The organism is Pantoea sp. B9002 (assembly GCF_013385945.1).
GTDB lineage: Bacteria > Pseudomonadota > Gammaproteobacteria > Enterobacterales > Enterobacteriaceae > Pantoea.
In genome coordinates, this window is sequence record NZ_JACAPA010000006.1 from 87,314 (window position 1) to 107,625 (window position 20,312).

Genomic DNA, 20,312 nt, shown 5'->3' on the forward strand with positions numbered 1-20,312 from the left:
GAGAAGGTTTTATCAAATTCTCTGAAGAAGGCGTTCAAAGGGACGATCTGGCGGCAAATTGGTTAAGAACTACACTGTTTACAGACGCAACGAGTTACCCTTTTCGCCGCGTCTGAGAGTGCAATCCCTGGAGTGAGGAGTCGATAATGAAAACGATCATTTTCGCCACTTTACTGGGTCTCTTCCTGTCTACACCCGCTCTTGCCAGCTCCGCTGACTTCGCGCAGCAGATGAGAAGTCACAGCAGCAACGCGGCATCAGGCTATGTCTACGTCAATCGGTTGGATGCGCCTGCAAGCAGTAACCCAGTCAGTGCCAATACCAGCGCCGCCGAACGGTTGTCATCACAACTCTGATTCGGCAACCTAAACGGGCTGGCGCCAATCACGCCAACCCGCATTTTTTATAAATGATGTTTAAAGAAACTGACCAGCGCCGTCAGGGCCGAAGGCGTGATTTTATGGCCGATGTTCTTTTCAGATAGCGCGGTCATCTGTTGATCGAGCTCTGCCTCGCCTAAGGCTTTTTGCAAACGCGCCGTTTCAGCAAAGGGCACCACTTCATCCGCTTCGCCGTGCCACAGCAGTAAAGGCCGATTCGCCAGTTTCTCCAGCTGTTCGCTGGGATCGTACGGCGACAGCGGTGCTAAACGCGCGGCAAAAGCCTCTTTCTGCTCTGGCGTGCGCGCCACCAGCGGCGGAAACAGCGTATGACTCAGCTGCATGAAATAGCCGGAACCCATCAAACACGCCACGCTGTGAATCTGCGGATAGCGCGCCATTGCGCCCAGCGCAGTCATGCCGCCCATTGAGGCGCCCGCCACGGCAAAACGCTCATCAGCAATCCAGTCGTTATCGCGCAGCGCCTTTTCCAGCAATGGCACTTCATCGATATTCTGTTTGAGGATCTCCCAGAAGTGGGTCATCCGCGCCTCGGTATCGCCGTTATAACGTGCGCCGTGCATGTCCGCATCGGGCATGATCACGCGGAAACCGGCCTGCGCCAGCGCCACGGCAAAGTAGCTGTAAACCTCTTTCGATGAGGTAAAACCGTGATAGAACAACACCGTCGGCAAGCGCGCCTGGCGCTGCCCGGCTGGTGATGCGTGAATACATTCGATGCCTGCCAGATTCTCCGTTGCCAACTCAATCATACCGCCTCCATTGAGAATGATTATCACTGGACTCAGTGTAAGCGCTGCCTGACAAAATGCGAGCCACTTCACATTAAGTTTGAATAATTTCTGCCCTAAACATTTAGCCCGCTTTGCCGTTGATCTTGTACCCCTTCAATAATCTCAAAAGGTACTTTATGAAGCGTCTTTCTCTCAGCGCCATGGGTCTCGGAATCAAGCTGTCTGTATTGACGTCTTTGAGCGTGGCAATTGTGCTATTCACTCTGACCTTAACCCTGAGCCATAACGCGGCACGTCAGCTGGAGCAGTTGGCAACCGATGATATGCAGAATCAGGTGCAAGGCATTAATGAAATGGCCACCATGTTCAACGCCACGCTGTCGGAAGAGGTGGCGAATTACACCAAACTGTTCCAAAGCTTCCTGCCAAAACGTTTTAGTCGTGACGACAGCGAACGTGTGCAGGTAGGTGAATTCAGCACGCCAACGCTGCGAGCAGGATTGAAAACCCTCAACCTCGATCAGATCGCGGTTGATGATTTTCTCGATCGCACCGGTGCGGTATCCACCATCTTCGTGCGTGACGGCGAAGATTACATTCGCATCGCCACCTCGCTGAAAAAAGAGGATGGCAGCCGCGCGGTGGGCACCAAACTGGATCGCAGCAGCGCCGCCTGGCGCAGCGTCAATCAGGGCACAGTTTATCGCGGCCTGGCGACGCTGTTTGGCCATCGTTACATCACGCAGTATCAGCCGGTGCAGGATAGCAGCGGCGCAGTGATCGCCATCCTGTTCGTCGGGGTGCAGATCGATGCGCAATACGCGCTGATGCGTGACAAAGTGCTGGCGCGCCATCTTGGCGACAGCGGTACTTTTTCAGTCTTGAACGGTGCGCCGGGCAGCAGCCAGGGCCAATATCTGTTTGATCGTCACGCTGAAGGCAAACTGCCGCGCTGGGATAACGCCACGCAGCAGCAACTGCTTAGCCAGCCGAAGGGATTAGTGGCGGTTGAACTGGATGGCGAAACCAAACTGCTGGCGTGGCAGCAACTGCCGGGCTGGAACTGGATTATCGCCGGTGAAGTGAGCCGTGCCAGCCTGCTGGCGCCGATCACGTACAGCCGTAACCTGTTTATGGCGATTGGGCTGGCACTGGTGATCGCGTTTGCCATTGGCTTTATGTGGTACAGCCGCCGCGCCATCACGCGTCCGCTGCAGCAGGTGATCCATCTGGCAGAACAGTACGCCGCCGGTAATCTGCAGGCCCATCTCGACTCTTCACGTCGTGATGAGATTGGGCAACTGGTCAGCGCGATCAACGGCATTGGCGATGGACTGGAGAAAGTCGTCAGTCAGGTGCGTTCGGCAGCGCGGGAAATCAGCAGCGGCACCGATACCATCGCCGCCAGCAGCTCCAGTATCAGCGAGCAAATTGGCCGTCAGGCCAGCAGCGTGGAAGAAACGTCAGCCAGCATGGAGCAGTTTGGTGCCACCGTGGCACAAACCGCGGCGAATGTGCGGCAGGCGATGGCGCTGGTTGGTGAAGCGGCTAACACCGTGAATCACGGCGGCAGCACCGTGGCACGCTCGGTGGAAACCATGTCGGAGATTCGCGTGGCGTCGCAGAGCATCGCCGATATCACTCACGTGATTGAGTCGATCGCCTTCCAGACCAACATTCTGGCGCTCAATGCCGCGGTTGAAGCCGCTCGCGCAGGTGAACACGGCAAAGGCTTTGCGGTGGTGGCGGCGGAAGTGCGCGCGCTGGCACAGCGCAGTGCCACGGCAGCCAGGGAGATTGATGGGTTGATTGCCAGCTCCATTGATAAAGTGGCGGCCGGCCATACGCTATCCGAGCAGACGCGTGATGCGATGAGCCATATCGTTAATCACATCGAGCAGGTTAAAACGCTGATGGGTGAGATCAATATTGCCGCGCAGGAACAGGCGGCGGGCATTGGTCAGGTGAATCTGGCGATGAATCACATCAGCCAGGCCACACATCAAAGCAGCGATATGATTAACCAGTCAGAAACCACCGCCAATCATCTGAGTAAGAAAGGCCATCATCTGACGCAGCTGGTAAGCATTTTTCATCTGAAGGACTAAAAGCCACAGGAAGATGGCTTACACTTGAGCCATCTTCCTGCTTCAGGACTTGCTATGCGTACTCTCTATTTGGCCTTAACTCTGCTGCTCAGCGGCTGCGCCGCTTTCACCACCACGCCACAAGCTCCGCCGCCGCCCACGCAGCACGCGCAGGAGATTTCACGCGCGCAGAGCGTTGGCCTGCCGAAGCTCGGCAATATCACCGCCACCACACGCGGCTCGCCAGATGATGCGCAGCGCGCTATTGCCGCTAAAGCCAATCAGGCGGGCGCGGTTTACTATCAAATTCTGATGCTGGATGAGACCACCATTCCCAGCTTCTGGTACGCCACCGCCATTCTGTATGGCGCGCCGTCAACCAGCGCTGCAGCGCAACAGTAAGCGCGCGCAGAGATCGTCACTTAATGCCCGCGTGCCGCGCAGATCAAGCTGCTGACACCAGCCATCGGCCAGCGGCGGCTCTGCCACTTTCAGCAGAATCGCGGCACTTGCCAGCTGCAGTAACTCGCGCGTGATTTCTCGCGCCTGCCCTTCACGCGGGTTCGCGAGCTGCAAGCGTAATTGCCGCCAGCGGCGATCAAAGTGACGATTGCTGCCCTTCACCGCATCAAACTCATCGTGCAGCATGGTCATCACTTCGGCGTGACGACCGAGCACCCGCAGGACATCCAGGCACATCACATTGCCAGAGCCTTCCCAGATGCTATTCACTGGCATCTCACGATAAAGACGCGGCAGCTCGCTCTCTTCGCAATAGCCAATGCCGCCCAATACTTCCATCGCTTCTGCCACAAAAGGCATGCCGGCCTGGCAGACCACGAATTTGGCGGCGGGTGTGAACAGGCGTGCGTATAAGCGCTCATGTTCGCTGGCCGGTGTTGACCAGACGCGCGCCAGCCGCAGCAGCAGTGCGGTTTGCCCTTCCAGCTGCAGCGCCTGTTGCGCCAGCACCGTGCGCATCAGCGGTTGATCGATAAGGTTCTTGCCCATCACCTGACGCTGCTGCGCATGATGCACGGCAATCGACAGCGCACGGCGCATCTGTCCGTGGCTGCCCAGCGCGCAGTCGAAGCGCGTCATGCCGCCCATCTTGAGGATCAGCCGTACGCCATCGCCCTCTTCGCCCATCAGCCAACCGATAGCATCCTGAAATTCCACTTCAGCGCTGGCGTTGGAGCGGTTGCCGAGCTTGTCTTTAAGGCGTTCGATGCGAATGGCGTTGCGCGTGCCATCCGGCAGCAAGCGTGGCAGGAAGAAGCAACTTAATCCCTGTGACGTTTGCGCCAGAATCAGATGCGCATCGCTTTGCGGGACCGAGAAAAACCATTTATGGCCGGTGATGCGATACGCTTCGCTCGCCCCGCGCACGCCGAGCGGTTCGGCGCGTGTGGTGTTGCTCAACACATCGGTGCCGCCCTGTTTTTCCGTCATGCCCATGCCAATCAGCAAGCCGCGTTTCTCATTGCCCGGCAGATGATGCGCATCGTAACGATCGCTGAGCAGCGCTTCGCGCCAGTCAGCGTAGGGTTCGGGCAGATGATTTTGCAGCAGCGGAATGGCGGCGTGCGTCATGGTCACCGGACAGAGCGAGCCCGCTTCCACTTGTGCATGCAGGATAAATCGTGCGGCACGCGCCACCATCGCCTGTGGCTGCACGTCGGGCTGCCAGCTGAGATTGTGTAGCCGGCTGGCGCACAATCCCTGCATCAGCAGATGCCAGGCGGGATGAAAACGCACTTCGTCGAGGCGTTCGCCGCGCGCGTTGTAGCGCAGCAGTTCCGGTGCTTCGACGTTAGCTAAGCGGCCTAACTCAAGGGATTCGGCGCTGCCGAGTTGCAAGCCGACGGAAGCCAACCATTCGCGATCCCAGCTGGCACCTTCGCGTGCAACGGCCTCGCACAGGGCGATATCACGCGTGAATAGGTTGCTGTTGCTGAGCGGATCGGGCTGATTGAATACGGTGTGGGTGTCCCAGATCATACATATCCCCGTCATACTTCGAGCTACAGGTGCGTTGGCTGCGTGTGTTCACCCCAGTCACTTACTGATGTAAGCTCCTGGGGACTCACGCACTTGCCGCCTTCCTGTAACTCGAATTATTTAGGGTATAAGTATGTAGCTGTTTTGCAGTTATGCCTGGCCTGGAAAATTTTTTGCGGTGGGGATCACGCCTGGCGCTGGCGAACGGCTTCGAACAAGCAGACGCCGGTGGCAACTGACACGTTGAGTGACGAGACGCTGCCGGCCATTGGGATGCTGATCAGCTCATCGCAATGCTCACGCGTCAAACGACGCATGCCTTCACCTTCCGCACCCATCACCAGCGCCATTGGGCCAGTCATTTTGCTTTGGTAAACGGTGTGATCGGCTTCGCCTGCGGTGCCCACCACCCAGACGTTGTATTCCTGCAGCAAGCGCAAGGTGCGCGCCAGGTTGGTGACGCGAATTAACGGCACGTTTTCCGCTGCGCCGCTGGCCACTTTCTTCGCGGTGGCATTCAACGGTGCTGCACGGTCTTTTGGCACGATGACCGCATGCACGCCCGCGGCATCCGCGCTGCGCAGGCAAGCACCGAGATTGTGCGGATCGGTAACGCCATCCAGCACCAGCAGGAACGGTTTCTCAAGGCTCTGCAGCAGATCCGGCAAATCACCTTCCTGATACTGCTTGCCCGGCTTCACGCGCGCCACGATGCCCTGATGCACGCCGCCTTCAACCTGGCTATCAAGCCATTGACGGTTCGCTACCTGCACCGGGATTCCCTGAGCTTCCAGTGCGAGGATCAGCGGCTGCAGGCGACGATCTTCGCGGCCTTTAAGGATAAAGACTTCCTGAAAACGCTGAGGATCGCGCTCCAGCAGCGCCTGCACGCTATGAATACCAAAAATTATTTCACTCATTACTTTGCTCAAGGTTGGATTTAGATCGTTGAATACGGAGATTCAGGTGCGCATGAATGCGCACCCTACAACGGTTTCGTCAGGTCACCCTGCAAGGCGACCAAACTATCAGGCTTCGTCAGGCTGCTTCTTCGACGCGCGCTTAGACTTGGTGGCGGCGGCGATTTTACGGGTTTTCTCGGAGACTTTTTTGCCTTTTTTCTCGGTTTTAGCCGGTTTTTCAGCAACAGCAGGCTTTTTCTTCTCGCCGCGGAACGCAGAATCAGGCTCGAAAGTGCCCTTCTTGCCGGCATCACGACGACGCTTGGCTGGCGGCTTGCCGCCGCGTTTCTCACGCTCGCGTTCGGTTTTGCCTTCGCCGCGCGGTACACGCTTGCTGGAGATCAGCGCGAAGTCGATTTTACGTTCGTCCATATGTACGGCATCAACGCGCACTTCCACCGCATCGCCCAGACGATAAGTGCGGCCGCCGGATTCACCAATCAGACGCTGGCCCACCGCATCGAAGCGATAATAGTCGTTATCCAGCGAGGAGACGTGCACCAAACCATCGATAAACAGATCGTTAAGACGCACGAAGAAACCAAAGCCGGTCACGCTGGAGATCACGCCGTTGAACACGTTGCCAACCTGATCCTGCATGAAGTCACACTTCAACCAATCGGCAACATCGCGCGTGGCTTCATCAGCACGGCGCTCGGTCAGTGAACAGTGCTGGCCCAGCTGCAGCATCTGCTGCATGTCGTAGTGATAGCCGCCGGTTGGCGTAGTGATGCCATCCACTTCGCCGCGCTCTTTTGCCAGCAGATATTTGATGGCGCGATGCAGCAGCAAATCCGGATAGCGGCGAATCGGCGAGGTAAAGTGCGCATACGACGCCAGCGCCAGGCCGAAGTGACCACGGTTTTCAGGATCGTAAACCGCCTGTTTCATCGAACGCAGCAGCATGGTTTGCAGCATTTCTGCGTCTGGACGATCGGCAACTTGCTTCAGCAAGGCGGCATAATCGGTCGGGTGTGGCTTAGCGCCGCCCGGCAGACTTAAGCCCAGCTCGTTCAGTACGGTTCGGAAGCTTTTGATGCTGTCTTCACTTGGACGATCGTGATCGCGGAACAGCGCAGGCTCTTCATTTTTCTCAACAAAACGCGCCGAGGCGATGTTGGCGAGAATCATGCACTCTTCAATCAGCTTGTGCGCATCATTGCGTGAGGTGCGCTCAACGCGCTCAATGCGACGCTCGGCGTTGAAGATGAACTTGGCTTCATCGGTCTCAAACGAAATGCCGCCACGCTGCTCGCGCGCGGTTTCCAGCACCTGATACATGTTGTGCAGCTCTTGCAGATGAGGAACCTGCGCCGCGTATTGTTCACGCAGATCGGCATCACCTTGCAGAATGTTCCACACTTTGTTGTAGGTCAGTCGCGCATGGGAGTTCATCACCGCTTCATAGTGTTTGAAACCGGTGAGTTTGCCGCTGGAGGAGATAGTCATCTCACACACCATGCACAAACGATCAACCTGCGGATTCAGTGAGCACAAGCCGTTGGAGAGAATCTCCGGCAGCATCGGGATAACCTGCGACGGGAAATAAACCGAGGTGCCGCGCTGATGCGCTTCATCGTCCAGCGGCGTGCCCGGACGCACGTAATAGCTTACGTCGGCAATCGCTACCCACAAACGCCAGCCACCGCCGCGCTTCTTCTCGCAGAAAACCGCATCATCAAAGTCGCGCGCATCTTCACCATCAATGGTGACCAGCGGTAGCTTACGTAAATCAACACGTCCCAGCTTCGCCTCTTCCGGTACTTCTTCTTTCAGCTTAGCGATCTGCTTCTCAACTTCTTCCGGCCAGGTGTGCGGGATTTCATGGGTGCGCACCGCCATATCGACCGCAAGGCTGGTGCCCATATCGTCGCCCAGCAGTTCGGTCACCTTACCGAGCGCTTTGGTGCGACGCGTCGCACGTTGGGTGATTTCAACCACCACCACTGAACCCATACGCGCGTTGAGCGTTTCTTCTTGCGGGATCAGGATGTCAAAGCTCAGGCGGCTGTCATCTGGCACCACAAAACCGGTGCCTGCATCGGTAAAGTAGCGACCGACGATCTGGCTGTTACGTGGCTCAAGCACGCGCACCACGCGCGCTTCACGACGACCTTTACGATCGGCGCTGCCTGGCTGCGCCAGAATCACGTCGCCGTGCAGGCAGAATTTCATCTGCTCAGCAGAGAGATAGAAATCATCTTTCTGGCCTTCTACGCGCAGGAAACCATAGCCATCGCGATGGCCAATCACTTTACCGCGCAGCAGATCGAGACGTTCTGGCAGGGCGTAACATTGACGGCGAGTAAACACCAACTGACCATCGCGCTCCATGGCGCGCAGACGACGACGCAGCGCTTCCAGCTGCTCTTCGCTGGTGATATTCAATTCCTGCGCGATGTCATCGCGGCTGGTCGGCTTTTCGCGTTTTTCTAGCAGAGCCAGAATAAATTCGCGGCTTGGAATTGGGTTTTCGTATTTTTCAGCTTCTCTATCCTGATAAGGATCTTTTGACATTACGGTTCCTCCGATGTCATTTAATTTGGATTGCCACCGGCGGTTCGGACAATAAAAGTTGGTACAGCGAATCGTTATCTTTGACCAAATCGGCCAGCGTGTACTTGTCCAGTTCCTTGAGGAATAGCTGGACCGCATCGTGCAATGCTTTACGCAAACGACAGGCAGGCGTGATCACACACTCGTCGCAGTTTACGAGCTGCAATGGCTCCATTCTTCGCACCACATCGCCAATGACGATTTTTTCCGGGTCCATGCCTAAACGAATTCCGCCGTTTTTACCGCGTGTTGCGGCGACAAAGCCAGCCCGGCTAAGTTGATTGATGATTTTAACCATATGGTTACGCGACACCCCGTAGGTATCGGTGACTTCGGTAATGTTGGTCTGCTTACCTTCCGGTAACGTCGCCATGTAAATCAGGGCACGCAGACCATAATCGGTAAAACTTGTTAGCTGCACATATACCTCAGTGAATCATCGAACGTTATGGTTATGCGCCGGTCGGCGTGATGTTTAAATATGATGATAAACCAGAGCGTGGTGGCCGGTGCGTTTTTTTCCGGCAAGTATCGATATTTGCAAGAAAAAATAGAGTGAGTGGAGTCAAAGATTAGAAATACAAAGGCCGGACAGAGTCCGGCCTGAGGAGATTATGCGTCGAACGGGTCGCGCAGAATCATGGTCTCACTGCGGTCTGGGCCGGTAGAAATAATATCAATCGGCACACCGGTCACTTCTTCTACACGTTTGATGTAGTCACGTGCAGCTTGCGGCAGACCTTCCAGCGTCTTGACGCCGAATGTGGTCTCGCTCCAGCCTGGCATGGTTTCGTAAATCGGCTCAATGCCTTCCCAGCCTTCAGCTGCCAGCGGCGTGGTGGTCATTTCGCGGCCATCTGGCATGCGATAAGCCACACAGATTTTCACTTCTTTCAGGCCATCCAGCACGTCCAGTTTGGTCATGCAGAAACCTGACAGGGAGTTGATCTGTACGGCACGGCGAACGGCAACCGCATCCAGCCAGCCGGTACGACGACGACGACCGGTAGTCGCGCCAAACTCGTTACCTTGTGCACACAGGAACTCGCCGGTTTCATCGAACAGTTCGGTCGGGAATGGACCGGCACCCACGCGCGTTGAGTAGGCTTTCACGATACCCAGCACGTAATCAACATAGCGTGGACCAATACCTGAACCCGTCGCTACGCCACCGGCGGTGGTGTTTGAGGAGGTCACGTACGGATAGGTACCGTGGTCGATATCCAGCAGCGTACCCTGCGCACCTTCGAACATGATCAGGTCGCCACGCTTGCGCGCGCCGTCCAGCAGATCGGACACGTCAACTACCATGCTGGTAATGATATCGGCAACCGCCAGCGTATCACTCAGCACTTTTTCGTAGTCAACTGCGTCGGTTTTGTAATAGTTAACCAGCTGGAAGTTGTAGAAATCGACGATCTCTTTCAGCTTCACTGCAAAGGTTTCTTTGTTGAAGAGATCGCTCACGCGCAGACCGCGACGTGCCACTTTATCTTCATAGGCAGGACCGATACCGCGACCGGTGGTGCCGATAGCTTTGGCGCCACGCGCTTTTTCGCGCGCCACATCCATTGCTACGTGGTACTGCAGAATCAATGGGCATGCTTCAGAGATCAACAGACGTTCACGTACCGGCACACCGCGCTCTTCCAGGCCTTTCATCTCTTTCATCAGCGCTTCAGGCGACAGTACAACGCCATTACCAATGATGCTGGTGACGTTTTCACGCAGGATGCCAGATGGAATTAAGTGGAGGACGGTTTTTTCACCGTTGATGACAAGTGTGTGGCCTGCATTATGGCCACCTTGGTAACGCACGACGTAATTCGCGCGCTCTGTCAGAAGGTCTACGATCTTACCTTTACCTTCGTCACCCCATTGGGTGCCCAGTACGACGACGTTCTTACCCATTTTTTCAAAATCACCGATTGCTTAAAAATGGATTCTACCACCTGACTTTTACTCTTTCAGCACTTTTAGCATACGATTGCGCTGTTTTTTGCCTGAGTTTTGCTCAGCTCACAACATGTTGGGGGAACAACGACCAACAGACACAATTGAGTCGGGCGGCCTCACACAAATTTACGAAGATTAGCGCGCATGCATGCTGATCATGGCGTAAATCACCACGCCGGCCACCACTAAACCGCCACCAAAACGATGCAATAGGCGATCGGGCAACTGCGTCATCGCCAGAATCATCCGCCGCCATGCGCGTGGCATAAACATCGGTCCAAGTCCTTCCAGCACCAAAACCAAAGCCAGCGCCATCCAGATGGTTGAATTCATGATTTTTTCCCAAAAAAAAGGCCGACAACATTGTCGGCCTGGACTTTATATCAGTTCTTAACGCGTGGCGTTAGAGGGCGCTTTCATATAGCGGAAGAAATCGCTATCCGGGCTCAGCACCAGCACATCCTGATTGTCTGAGAAGCTATTCTCATAGGCACGCAGGCTGCGGATAAAGGCGTAGAAATCCGGATCCTGGCTGAAGGCATCAGCAAACAGTTTTGCCGCTTCACCATCACCTTCACCGCGAGAAATCAGCGCTTCACGCTGTGCTTCTGCCAGCGTACGCGTGACCTGATAATCGGCCTGTGCACGCAGTTTCTCTGCCTCTTCCTGACCTTGTGAACGCTGACTACGCGCAACCGCTTCACGCTCGGCGCGCATACGGTTGTAGATCGCGTCAGAGACTTCAGTCGGCAGGTTGATCTGCTTGATGCGCACGTCGACAACTTCAATACCTAACGCAGCCATACTGTTCGGGTTTGGTGCCGGCTCACTGCTGTTGGTTTCACGTTCTACACGTGCTGCCGCACTCGCAATCGCATCATCCGCTGCTGGCGTCTGAACGTCATCATCGTTGCCAGCGCTGCCGGTGTTCAGGGCATCACGCACGTCGGTGGTTAAACGGCCACGCGAATCGGTCACGATGTCTTTCACATCCAGACGACCCATTTCAGAACGCAGACGGTCGCTGAACTTACGTTTCAGCAGCACTTCAGCCTGAGAAACGTCGCCACCACCGGTTGCCAGGTAGTAACGGCTGAAGTCACTGATGCGCCATTTGATGTAAGAATCAACGATCAGGTCTTTCTTCTCTTTGGTAACAAAGCGGTCAGCCTGGTTATCCATGGTCTGAATGCGCGCATCCAGTGATTTCATGGTTTCGATAAACGGAATTTTGAAATGCAGACCCGGCGCGTACACCAGTGGTTTGTTTTCGTCATCACGCAGAACCTTACCAAAGCGCAGCACGATACCGCGTTGGCCTTCCTGCACCACGAACAGTGACGCGTAAAGCACCACCAGCACTACAATAATTACGGCGATGATTGGCTTACGCATCGATTACTCCCTCCCCTGGCGCTGGGTATCGTTGCGCAGCGCATTGGCGCGACGCTGATCCATGATGCTGTCTGGACTGTAAGATGAAGAATCCCCACGGCTCGCATTGCTATCGGACGACGAAGGAGACTTCATTAAATTAGTCATTTTCTGACCGCCCTGGCCAGATGCCTGACCACCACGCATCAGTTGATCCAATGGCAGAACCGTCAAATTGTTACCACGATCGCTGATCAACACCTTGCGGGTATGGCTCAGTACACGTTCCATGGTTTCAATGTAAAGACGCTCTTTAGTGATTTCTGGTGCAGCTTTATATTCAGGCAGCAAGCGAGCAAAACGTGCCACTTCACCCTGCGCTTCTAACACCGTACGTTCTTTGTAAGCACGACCCTCTTCGAGGATACGTTGCGCCTGACCATTAGCACGCGGCTGAACTTCGTTCGAATAAGCTTCAGCTTCACGAACGTACTGTTCACGGTTTTCACGCGCGGCAATCGCATCATCAAACGAGGCTTTTACCTCTTCCGGTGGGCGTGCCGCCTGGAAGTTTACGTCCAGCAGGGTAATACCCATGTTGTACGGACGGATAGTCTCGTCGAGCTCACGCTGAGTTTCACTACGTACCACGGTACGACCTTCCGTCAGGATGCGGTCCATGGTGGAGCGACCAATAACGCCACGCAAGGCGCTGTCGGTGGCCTGACGCAGGCTGTCGTCGGCACTGGTCACGGCATACAGATAACGCTCAGGATCCGTCACACGGTACTGTACGTTCATCTCAACGCGTACCACGTTTTCATCCGACGTCAACATCACGCCAGATGCGGCCAGTTCACGTACTGCTTCTACGTTTACGGCGCGAACCTGATCGACGAAAGTCGGTTTCCAGTTGAGGCCTGGCTCAACCAGATGGCTAAATTTGCCAAAGCGCGTGACGACGCCACGTTCCGCTTCTTTGATGGTGTAGAAACCGCTAGCCGCCCAGATAACGACTGCCGCTACGGCAACAATGCCAACCACTTTGCCACCGCTACCGCCGCTGCGCTGGCCATTGTCATTCTGTTTGCCACCGCCCAGTCCGCCGAGTTTTTTACTCAACTTTCGGAAGATATCATCCAGATCAGGTGGTCCCTGATCGCGACCTCCTTTATTTCCCCCAGAGTTGCCGCCTTGATTATTGCTGCTTCCCCACGGGTCGCGGTCCTGTCCGTTATTTCCGGGCTGATTCCACGCCATGTTTCTACTCCATTTATTGTATTTACGTTTTTTACCCTTCATCTTTCGGATTGCAGCTTCGTTGGCTGCCTTCGTTCACCCCAGTCACTTACCGATGTAAGCTCCCGGGGATTCACTCAGTTGCCGCCTTGCTGGAATCCGAAATATTCGGTTAAATCCTGCACATACGGCCTGCAACGATAATGACGACAACCTAAAAGATATTGAGTAAAGGCGTTTGGGCAATTTCAAACAATATAACTGGCTAGCGACGGCTCTTGTTTACACAGACGATGCCAATCAACGATCGGCATACGCACGTGCAAACTCACACAGCCATCATCTTCATTCCATTCTTTTTCTATAGCATGCAACTGATAAAAACGACTGCGTAAACGGCCCGCTTCCGGCGGCAGACGTAAATCGTACTGCGCAATTTCACCGGCTAAACGCTCAGAGAGCGCCTGCCACAGTAACGGCAGACCTACACCGCTCTGTGCAGATAACCATACGCGGATCGGTTGGTTCTCTTCGTTGCGATCGATACGCGGTACAAAGTCCTCCAGCATATCGATTTTGTTCATAACCAGCAGCGCCGGAATTTCGTCAGCTTCAATCTCTTCCAGAACTTCATTTACTGCATCAATGTTGTCATTGACGCGCAAATCGGCGGCGTCAATCACATGCAGCAGCAAAGTGGCCTGACGCGTTTCCTGCAGCGTGGCTTTAAACGCCGCGACTAAGTCGTGCGGCAAGTGACGGATAAAACCAACTGTGTCCGCTAAAACCACTTCACCGACATCCGCCACATTCAAACGACGTAATGTCGGATCAAGTGTCGCGAACAGTTGGTCCGCTACGTACACATCCGCAGAGGTAATCGCGTTGAACAGGGTGGATTTACCGGCGTTGGTGTAACCCACCAGCGAAACGGTTGGCACGTCAGCTTTGGCGCGCGCTTGTCTGCCCTGATCGCGCTGTTTTTCGACGCGTTCAAGACGGGAGAGAATCTGACTGATACGGCCACGCAGCAAGCGTCGGTCCGTTTCCAGCTGAGTTTCACCCGGACCACGTAAACCGATACCGCCTTTCTGGCGTTCAAGGTGTGTCCATCCGCGAACCAAACGGGTTGCTAAATGGCGTAGTTGTGCCAGCTCGACCTGCAATTTACCCTCATGGGTGCGGGCGCGCTGGGCGAATATATCGAGAATTAAGCCGGTGCGATCGATTACGCGACATTCGCACAGCCGTTCAAGATTACGTTCCTGAGCAGGAGTTAAGGCATGATCGAATAAAACGACCGATGCTCCACTCGCTTTTACCGCATCGGCAATTTCAACTGCCTTTCCTTCACCGACAAAATATTTGGGATGTGGCGCTTTACGGCTGCCCGTAATGACTTGCAGCGCTTCAACGCCCGCAGAAGAGACAAGAGTTTCAAACTCCTGCAAATCTTCCAGCTCTTTGTCTTGGGAGAACCAGATGTGTACCAGTACGGCCTGCTCACCGGCATCATAACGGTCAAACAAGCTATAACCTCGCTAAAATAAAATAACCAGGACAGGAAAACGTGCTCGTTCTCCAGCCCTGGCTTTACGGCAGCGCAAAATTATTCTGCGTTATCGCCGTCTTGTTGTGGCTGCGACTGAGCGCCTTGGTTGCTTCCGCTGTGATGATAGTTGCTGCTACCACCGCTGCCGCCCGCGTTATTGCTATGGTGCGACACTGGACGAGAAGGAACCACTGTAGAGATGGCGTGCTTATACACCATCTGGCTGACCGTGTTTTTTAACAGAATGACGAACTGATCAAAGGATTCAATTTGCCCTTGCAGCTTAATACCATTCACCAAATAGATCGAAACCGGTACACGTTCACGACGCAATGCGTTCAAAAACGGGTCTTGTAAAGATTGCCCCTTAGCCATTCTATCTTTTCCTTATATGCTTGTTGTTTGTTGCTTTAAGAACCGTGGTTCAGAAAAACTGCGTAAAAATTTGCGCACGATAACGAACCAATTGTACACAATCATCCCTGCTACGCACTAACTACCTTAAGCACCGCATTACGCGCTAACTCTGGCTCATCACTGTTTAACCAGTGTACTTCAGGCCAGCCACGTAACCAGGTCATCTGGCGTTTAGCGAGCTGCCGAGTGGCGCAAATTCCCCGATAAACCATTTCGTCGTAATCGATTTCACCTGATAGATAAGACCACATCTGGCGATACCCGACACAACGAATGGAAGGCATGTCCGTATGCAAATCACCTCGCGCAAACAGTGCACGAGCCTCCGCTTCAAATCCTGACGCTAGCATCTGGTCGTAACGCAACGCAATGCGTTGATGTATCAGTTCACGACTCGCAGGTGCGATAGCAAACTGGTACACGTCGTAGGGTAACGCTTCGCCGGAGGTTTTTGTCAGTTCCGTTAAAGTTTTACCCGAAATAAAAAAAACTTCCAGTGCTCGCGAAAGTCTCTGCGGATCATTCGGATGAATACGACTACCGGCGACCGGATCGATTTCACACAGCTGACGGTGCAGGGCTTCCCACCCTTTCTCCGCCGCCATTTGCTCTAATCGCTGACGCACCTCGGGATCGGCCGAGGGCAACGGCGACAATCCTTCAAGTAACGCCTTGAAGTAGAGCATGGTTCCACCAACAAGCAACGGAATCTTCCCCTTCCGGGTGATCTCCGCCATTTCTGCCAACGCATCGCGACGAAACTCTGCGGCGGAATACGCTTCCGCCGGATCGCGAATATCCAGCAAACGATGGGGCGCCAGTGCTAACTCTTCTGCCGACGGTTTCGCCGTGCCAATATCCATCCCGCGATAGATTAAGGCAGAGTCAACGCTAATAAGTTCCACCGGAAGTTGCTGACGCAGCGAAATCGCTAATGCCGTCTTACCGGAGGCGGTAGGCCCCATCAAAAAAATTGCCTTTGGCCGGCTAGCCTGGTTTAGTTCACTCATGCTTCAACGCGTTCAGCGCGCTCTCAATCTCAATGGTCTGTAACAGACCTGAAGGCGGCGACTTCAGCAGTTGCGGACAAAGCCTTTCCAGCTCTGCCAGCAGTGCAATCGCCTGCGAGTGATTCCAGTGAGCGTCTTCTGCATCATCTCGACGCGCCAGCCATTGGGCCAACGTGGATGCAGAAACCTCTTGCTGCCGGGCCAGGTAGCCTAACAGTTCTGGAATCAAGATTTGTAAATTTTGTGTTCGTAACGGTAAAGGCACCGCGCGTAGCGTCACGTGCTGCCCTTCTCGTTGTAAATCAATGCCCATCTGGCTCAGCAGCGCGCCATGATCGGCGATAGCGGCCAGCTCGGGCGCAGCAATTTTCAGGCGCACCGGGATCAGCAGCGGCTGCGGTTTTAAACCCTCTTCCCCTGGCTCCAACTGGGCCTGTTTTAGCCAGCGCGCCGCCACGGCCAGCGATAACAATTGCAACGCGCTACCGCGCTCCAGCAGCGCATAGCGATCCTGCAAAACGCTTAACACGCGGCCAAAACTTTGCGCGTGGGCGGCCAACGGTGCTTCACGTGTTTCCGGCTGACGCACCGGAGCCGCGGCAGGAACTGGCGCCGCGCGCGGCGTTTCTACCACCGGCGTTTTCATCAACTGCTTATAGGCATTACCTTCACGCGCACTGTAAACCGGCTCTTTATTCTGCCAGTTCGCACCTGCGGCCGCAGAAGCGCCGCCGCTGCGTGGCGTATTGCTGGGTTGAGCAAAGTGGTTCGTGCCTGCCGCCTGGCGGTTTTCTGGCTGCCACTTCGGCGCCGGTTCTTCGGCGTGGGCGATGGGCAATTCCGGCGCGCGGCTGGCTTGCAGCGCACTCATCACGCCTTGCCAGATAAAATCATGTACCAGACGCGACTGATGGAAACGCACCTCATGCTTGGCCGGATGGACGTTGACATCCACCTGATGCGGATCGATCTCCAGATAAAGCACGTAAGCCGGCTGCTGATCGTCGCCAAGCTGCGTTTGATACGCCTGACGAATCGCGTGATTGATTAGCTTGTCGCGCATCATGCGTCCGTTGACGTAGCAATATTGCAGATCGGTAACCTGGCGCGAACCGTGAGGATCGGCGACCCAACCGCGCAGCGCCAAATCGTCGTGCTGCCACTCAATGCGTAAAGCGTGCTGCATAAACGTGGTGCCACAAATGGCCCCTAAACGCCGCTCCCGCTGCGCATCTTCACTCACCGCGCGATACTGGCGCATCAACTTACCGTTATGGCTCAGCGAAATGGCGACGTCAAAGCGTGCCAGCGCAATGCGACGAATCACCTCATCGATGTGGGTAAATTCGGTCTTTTCAGTACGCATGAATTTGCGGCGTGCGGGCGTGTTATAGAACAGGTCGAGCACTTCCAGCGAGGTGCCCACCGGATGTGCAGCCGGTTTCACCGTCACATCCATATCGCGCCCTTCCGCGTAGGCTTGCCAGGCTTCGCTTTGATCGGCGGTGCGTGAGGTCAGCGTTAAACGAGAGACAGAACTGATACTGGCGAGCGCTTCACCACGAAAACCGAGGCTCATGATCGCCTCAAGGTCATCAAGCGAGGCAATTTTGCTGGTCGCATGCCGCGCCAATGCCATCGCCAGTTCGGCTTTGGCGATACCGCAGCCGTTGTCGCGAATACGGATGAGCTTCGCGCCACCTTTCTCAATATCGACATCAATGCGCGTGGCGCCGGCATCAAGGCTGTTTTCCACCAGCTCTTTTACGACCGACGCCGGGCGCTCAACCACTTCGCCTGCGGCAATCTGGTTCGCCAGCTGCGGCGGTAAAATCTGTATTGGCATGGTGGTGATCCTTCTGGCTGGTTGGCTCACGGGGAGCCAACAATCAGGATTGCGGAATTTTTAAGTTTTGCCCCAGCATCACATTGCTCGACTTCATATTATTCGCCTGCATGATGGCTTTCGAGCTCACGCCATAGCGCGCGGCAATGGCGGTCAATGAATCGCCGCGCACCACTTTATGCCGGGTTGGACGACTCGCCGTCACGCTGACGCTGGATTTTGCTGGCACCTTCAGGCGCTGCCCCACCCAAACCACATCACGCTTCAGGCTATTCATCTCACGTAACGTCGCCATGCTCACGCCATATTTGGCCGCGATGCCTGACAGCGTTTCGCCACGCGTGACGGTATGACGCTGCGTCGCGCCGGTATATTGCACCGTGCCGGTCGCCGGGTTGCTGGCGACGCTAACCGCTGGTGCGCTGTCCAGCGGCCGGTTTTCCTCCTTTGGGATCGATTGCAGCGGATGCGTAAGGAAATAATTGCGCAGGCCTTTATAAATCGACTGAGCAATCTTTTCCTGATACGCGCTGCTGCCAAGCAGCCGCTCCTCCGCGGCATTACTAATAAAGCCGGTTTCGACCAGTAAAGAAGGAATATCCGGGGAACGTAAAACGCCAAGGCTGGCATGTTCCGGCAGACGTTTATGCAGCGGCGTAATACCGCGCAGCTGCTGCAGGACTTTGACGGCGACGTCATAACCTACACGCTGTGAATGACCAAACTGCAAGTCCAGCACCGCCTGGCTGAGATAGGGATCGGCCTGGCTGTTTGCCAGGAGATCGCCTGCGCCGCCTAGCAGCTCCGATTGTTTCTCTTTCTGTTCCAGCCAGTTCGCCATTTCGTTATTGGCGCGGCGGTTAGACAGCACCCAAACCGATGCACCGGTAGCCGAATGGTTAGGCGCGGCATCGGCGTGAATGGATACCAGCAGGTTGGCGTTCTCTTTACGCGCCACTTCCGAGCGGCCCATTACCGAGATGAAATAGTCGCCGTTACGCGTCAGCACCGGTTTGAACATCGGATCCTGATCCATCAGCGCCTTCAACTTACGCGCAATCGAGATGGTGACATTTTTCTCGTGCAAACCGTGCTGGCCGGATGCGCCGGAATCCTGACCGCCGTGTCCGGCATCAATCGCCACAATGACCACATCGTTGCGGCTAACCGTGCTGCCAGGACGCACGGTGGCATTGCTGCTGGTTACTGCAGTCACCTGATTGGCGTTGAACGGATTGCCCTGGCTGCTGCTCTGCGGCTGGCTTTCACGCGCCGTGGTAACAGGCGCGGCAGCGGCCGGACGTTTCGCCGGCTGCGTTCCGCGAATGGTGAACACCACGCGATAATTACTGCCATCGCGCTGCGTGCTGGCGCGCGTCTGCGCGGGCTGCGTCAGTTCGAACACCAGACGCAGACTTTGCTTATCCTTTGGCTGGCTATGGCGAATGCGCTGCACAATATTTTCGCCGCTAAAATTCAGCGGCAAACCTTTAATCGCACCGCTTTGACGAATATCCAGCACCACACGATTGGGATTATGCAGCGGGAAAAAACCATACACGGGCTGACCGTTAAAGCTCAGCGTGACGGTAGCCTGGCTATCGCCATTTTCGACTTTGATATCCGATAAGGTGGCAGACCACGCCGAGACAGAAAACAGGCACAGCAAGCCCAGTACAATGATTTTCATCCGTGACATCATGCCGGATCCCTGCCTTGCTGGAATTGAGTTAACAGCGCTTCGCCCGTGGCGGAAACCGCGCTAATTTCGGCTTCACGCGCCGCATCAACGTAGCGCAACGTCAGCGCTAAATCGGGCTCAGGCAGTACGCCGGTGCCCTGCTGCGGCCACTCCACCAGACAGAGCGCATCGCCGGTGAAATAGTCGCGGATACCCATGAACTCCAGCTCTTCGGGATCGGCAAGACGATAGAGATCGAAATGGTACAGCGTGCGAGAGCCAAGCTCGTAGGGCTCGACCAGTGTATAAGTTGGGCTTTTTACATTGCCTTGATGGCCGAGCGCCTGCAGAAAACCACGACTAAAGGTGGTTTTACCGGCACCCAAATCGCCATAAAGATAGATCACCAGCGCGCTGTTGCAGACGCGCGCCAATTGCGCACCCAGATTCAGGGTTGCCGCCTCATCGGGCAAAGGGATAACACAGGTCTTCATGC

Annotated in this window: 18 protein-coding genes; 3 read left to right on the forward strand and 15 right to left on the reverse strand. The window is 55.3% G+C overall.

The window, feature by feature from the left end; genetic code table 11:
- Window positions 1–146 precede the first annotated feature (146 nt).
- Window positions 147–356 (forward strand): hypothetical protein, encoded by a 210-nt coding sequence (locus tag HX773_RS04230; protein ID WP_101762873.1) that lies wholly within the window; start codon window positions 147–149, stop codon window positions 354–356.
- 47 nt (window positions 357–403) lie between these two features.
- Here HX773_RS04230 and yjfP read toward each other — a convergent pair whose 3' ends face one another.
- Window positions 404–1,153, reverse strand: coding sequence for an esterase (yjfP, locus tag HX773_RS04235; protein ID WP_176970561.1), 750 nt, complete (start codon window positions 1,151–1,153; stop codon window positions 404–406).
- A 158-nt stretch (window positions 1,154–1,311) separates the two neighbouring features.
- Here yjfP and HX773_RS04240 point away from each other — a divergent pair, with 158 nt between their 5' ends.
- Window positions 1,312–3,243: a methyl-accepting chemotaxis protein gene (locus HX773_RS04240; RefSeq protein ID WP_176970562.1), complete on the forward strand. Its 1,932-nt coding sequence runs from the start codon at window positions 1,312–1,314 to the stop codon at window positions 3,241–3,243.
- Window positions 3,244–3,297: 54 nt separating this feature from the next.
- Window positions 3,298–3,624, forward strand: a complete 327-nt coding sequence (gene bsmA / locus HX773_RS04245; protein WP_176970563.1) for a biofilm peroxide resistance protein BsmA — start codon at window positions 3,298–3,300, stop codon at window positions 3,622–3,624.
- Here bsmA and HX773_RS04250 read toward each other — a convergent pair.
- From HX773_RS04250 to tsaE, 14 genes are all read right to left on the reverse strand, one after another.
- Window positions 3,598–5,223 (reverse strand): isovaleryl-CoA dehydrogenase, encoded by a 1,626-nt coding sequence (locus HX773_RS04250; RefSeq protein WP_176970564.1) that lies wholly within the window; start codon window positions 5,221–5,223, stop codon window positions 3,598–3,600. The genes bsmA and HX773_RS04250 overlap by 27 nt on opposite strands.
- 185 nt (window positions 5,224–5,408) lie before the next feature.
- Complete coding sequence (gene rlmB / locus HX773_RS04255; protein WP_007892019.1) at window positions 5,409–6,143, reverse strand: 23S rRNA (guanosine(2251)-2'-O)-methyltransferase RlmB; 735 nt, start codon at window positions 6,141–6,143, stop codon at window positions 5,409–5,411.
- Window positions 6,144–6,251: 108 nt separating this feature from the next.
- Window positions 6,252–8,702: a ribonuclease R gene (gene rnr, locus HX773_RS04260; protein ID WP_176970565.1), complete on the reverse strand. Its 2,451-nt coding sequence runs from the start codon at window positions 8,700–8,702 to the stop codon at window positions 6,252–6,254.
- 16 nt (window positions 8,703–8,718) lie between these two features.
- A complete protein-coding gene (nsrR, locus tag HX773_RS04265) occupies window positions 8,719–9,162 on the reverse strand; it encodes a nitric oxide-sensing transcriptional repressor NsrR (RefSeq protein ID WP_008103609.1) in 444 nt (147 codons plus the stop codon).
- A gap of 191 nt (window positions 9,163–9,353) precedes the next feature.
- The gene (locus HX773_RS04270; RefSeq protein ID WP_008103611.1) at window positions 9,354–10,652 is read right to left on the reverse strand and encodes an adenylosuccinate synthase; all 1,299 of its coding nucleotides are present in this window, start codon (window positions 10,650–10,652) and stop codon (window positions 9,354–9,356) included.
- Window positions 10,653–10,832: 180 nt separating this feature from the next.
- Window positions 10,833–11,030, reverse strand: a complete 198-nt coding sequence (locus HX773_RS04275) for a DUF2065 family protein (RefSeq protein ID WP_008103612.1) — start codon at window positions 11,028–11,030, stop codon at window positions 10,833–10,835.
- A 57-nt stretch (window positions 11,031–11,087) separates the two neighbouring features.
- A complete protein-coding gene (gene hflC / locus HX773_RS04280) occupies window positions 11,088–12,092 on the reverse strand; it encodes a protease modulator HflC (RefSeq protein ID WP_101762865.1) in 1,005 nt (334 codons plus the stop codon).
- Window positions 12,093–12,095: 3 nt separating this feature from the next.
- Window positions 12,096–13,331 carry an FtsH protease activity modulator HflK gene (gene hflK / locus HX773_RS04285; RefSeq protein WP_176970566.1) on the reverse strand — a complete coding sequence of 412 codons (1,236 nt, stop codon included), beginning with the start codon at window positions 13,329–13,331 and terminating at the stop codon, window positions 12,096–12,098.
- 227 nt (window positions 13,332–13,558) lie between these two features.
- A complete protein-coding gene (hflX, locus tag HX773_RS04290) occupies window positions 13,559–14,839 on the reverse strand; it encodes a ribosome rescue GTPase HflX (protein WP_176970567.1) in 1,281 nt (426 codons plus the stop codon).
- Between the two features lie 80 nt (window positions 14,840–14,919).
- Complete coding sequence (gene hfq / locus HX773_RS04295) at window positions 14,920–15,237, reverse strand: RNA chaperone Hfq (RefSeq protein ID WP_008103618.1); 318 nt, start codon at window positions 15,235–15,237, stop codon at window positions 14,920–14,922.
- 110 nt (window positions 15,238–15,347) lie between these two features.
- Complete coding sequence (miaA, locus tag HX773_RS04300) at window positions 15,348–16,289, reverse strand: tRNA (adenosine(37)-N6)-dimethylallyltransferase MiaA (RefSeq protein WP_176970568.1); 942 nt, start codon at window positions 16,287–16,289, stop codon at window positions 15,348–15,350.
- The gene (mutL, locus tag HX773_RS04305; RefSeq protein ID WP_176970569.1) at window positions 16,282–18,135 is read right to left on the reverse strand and encodes a DNA mismatch repair endonuclease MutL; all 1,854 of its coding nucleotides are present in this window, start codon (window positions 18,133–18,135) and stop codon (window positions 16,282–16,284) included. Before mutL ends, miaA begins: the two co-directional genes overlap by 8 nt.
- A gap of 43 nt (window positions 18,136–18,178) precedes the next feature.
- Window positions 18,179–19,837, reverse strand: a complete 1,659-nt coding sequence (amiB, locus tag HX773_RS04310) for an N-acetylmuramoyl-L-alanine amidase AmiB (protein WP_176970570.1) — start codon at window positions 19,835–19,837, stop codon at window positions 18,179–18,181.
- Entirely contained in the window at window positions 19,834–20,310 is a 477-nt protein-coding gene (tsaE, locus tag HX773_RS04315; protein WP_061723444.1) for a tRNA (adenosine(37)-N6)-threonylcarbamoyltransferase complex ATPase subunit type 1 TsaE, read from the reverse strand. Before tsaE ends, amiB begins: the two co-directional genes overlap by 4 nt.
- Window positions 20,311–20,312: the final 2 nt, after the last annotated feature.

Excerpts from the sequence above, each read along its gene's own strand:
- hflK (WP_176970566.1), bottom strand. The coding sequence starts at position 13,331 with ATGGCGTGGAATCAGCCCGGAAATAACGGACAGGACCGCGACCCGTGG.
- yjfP (WP_176970561.1), bottom strand. The coding sequence starts at position 1,153 with ATGATTGAGTTGGCAACGGAGAATCTGGCAGGCATCGAATGTATTCAC.
- miaA (WP_176970568.1), bottom strand. The coding sequence starts at position 16,289 with ATGAGTGAACTAAACCAGGCTAGCCGGCCAAAGGCAATTTTTTTGATG.
- HX773_RS04240 (WP_176970562.1), top strand. The coding sequence starts at position 1,312 with ATGAAGCGTCTTTCTCTCAGCGCCATGGGTCTCGGAATCAAGCTGTCT.
- HX773_RS04250 (WP_176970564.1), bottom strand. The coding sequence starts at position 5,223 with ATGATCTGGGACACCCACACCGTATTCAATCAGCCCGATCCGCTCAGC.
- mutL (WP_176970569.1), bottom strand. The coding sequence starts at position 18,135 with ATGCCAATACAGATTTTACCGCCGCAGCTGGCGAACCAGATTGCCGCA.
- HX773_RS04275 (WP_008103612.1), bottom strand. The coding sequence starts at position 11,030 with ATGAATTCAACCATCTGGATGGCGCTGGCTTTGGTTTTGGTGCTGGAA.
- rnr (WP_176970565.1), bottom strand. The coding sequence starts at position 8,702 with ATGTCAAAAGATCCTTATCAGGATAGAGAAGCTGAAAAATACGAAAAC.
- hflC (WP_101762865.1), bottom strand. The coding sequence starts at position 12,092 with ATGCGTAAGCCAATCATCGCCGTAATTATTGTAGTGCTGGTGGTGCTT.
- bsmA (WP_176970563.1), top strand. The coding sequence starts at position 3,298 with ATGCGTACTCTCTATTTGGCCTTAACTCTGCTGCTCAGCGGCTGCGCC.
- tsaE (WP_061723444.1), bottom strand. The coding sequence starts at position 20,310 with ATGAAGACCTGTGTTATCCCTTTGCCCGATGAGGCGGCAACCCTGAAT.
- amiB (WP_176970570.1), bottom strand. The coding sequence starts at position 19,837 with ATGATGTCACGGATGAAAATCATTGTACTGGGCTTGCTGTGCCTGTTT.
- rlmB (WP_007892019.1), bottom strand. The coding sequence starts at position 6,143 with ATGAGTGAAATAATTTTTGGTATTCATAGCGTGCAGGCGCTGCTGGAG.
- hfq (WP_008103618.1), bottom strand. The coding sequence starts at position 15,237 with ATGGCTAAGGGGCAATCTTTACAAGACCCGTTTTTGAACGCATTGCGT.
- HX773_RS04230 (WP_101762873.1), top strand. The coding sequence starts at position 147 with ATGAAAACGATCATTTTCGCCACTTTACTGGGTCTCTTCCTGTCTACA.
- HX773_RS04270 (WP_008103611.1), bottom strand. The coding sequence starts at position 10,652 with ATGGGTAAGAACGTCGTCGTACTGGGCACCCAATGGGGTGACGAAGGT.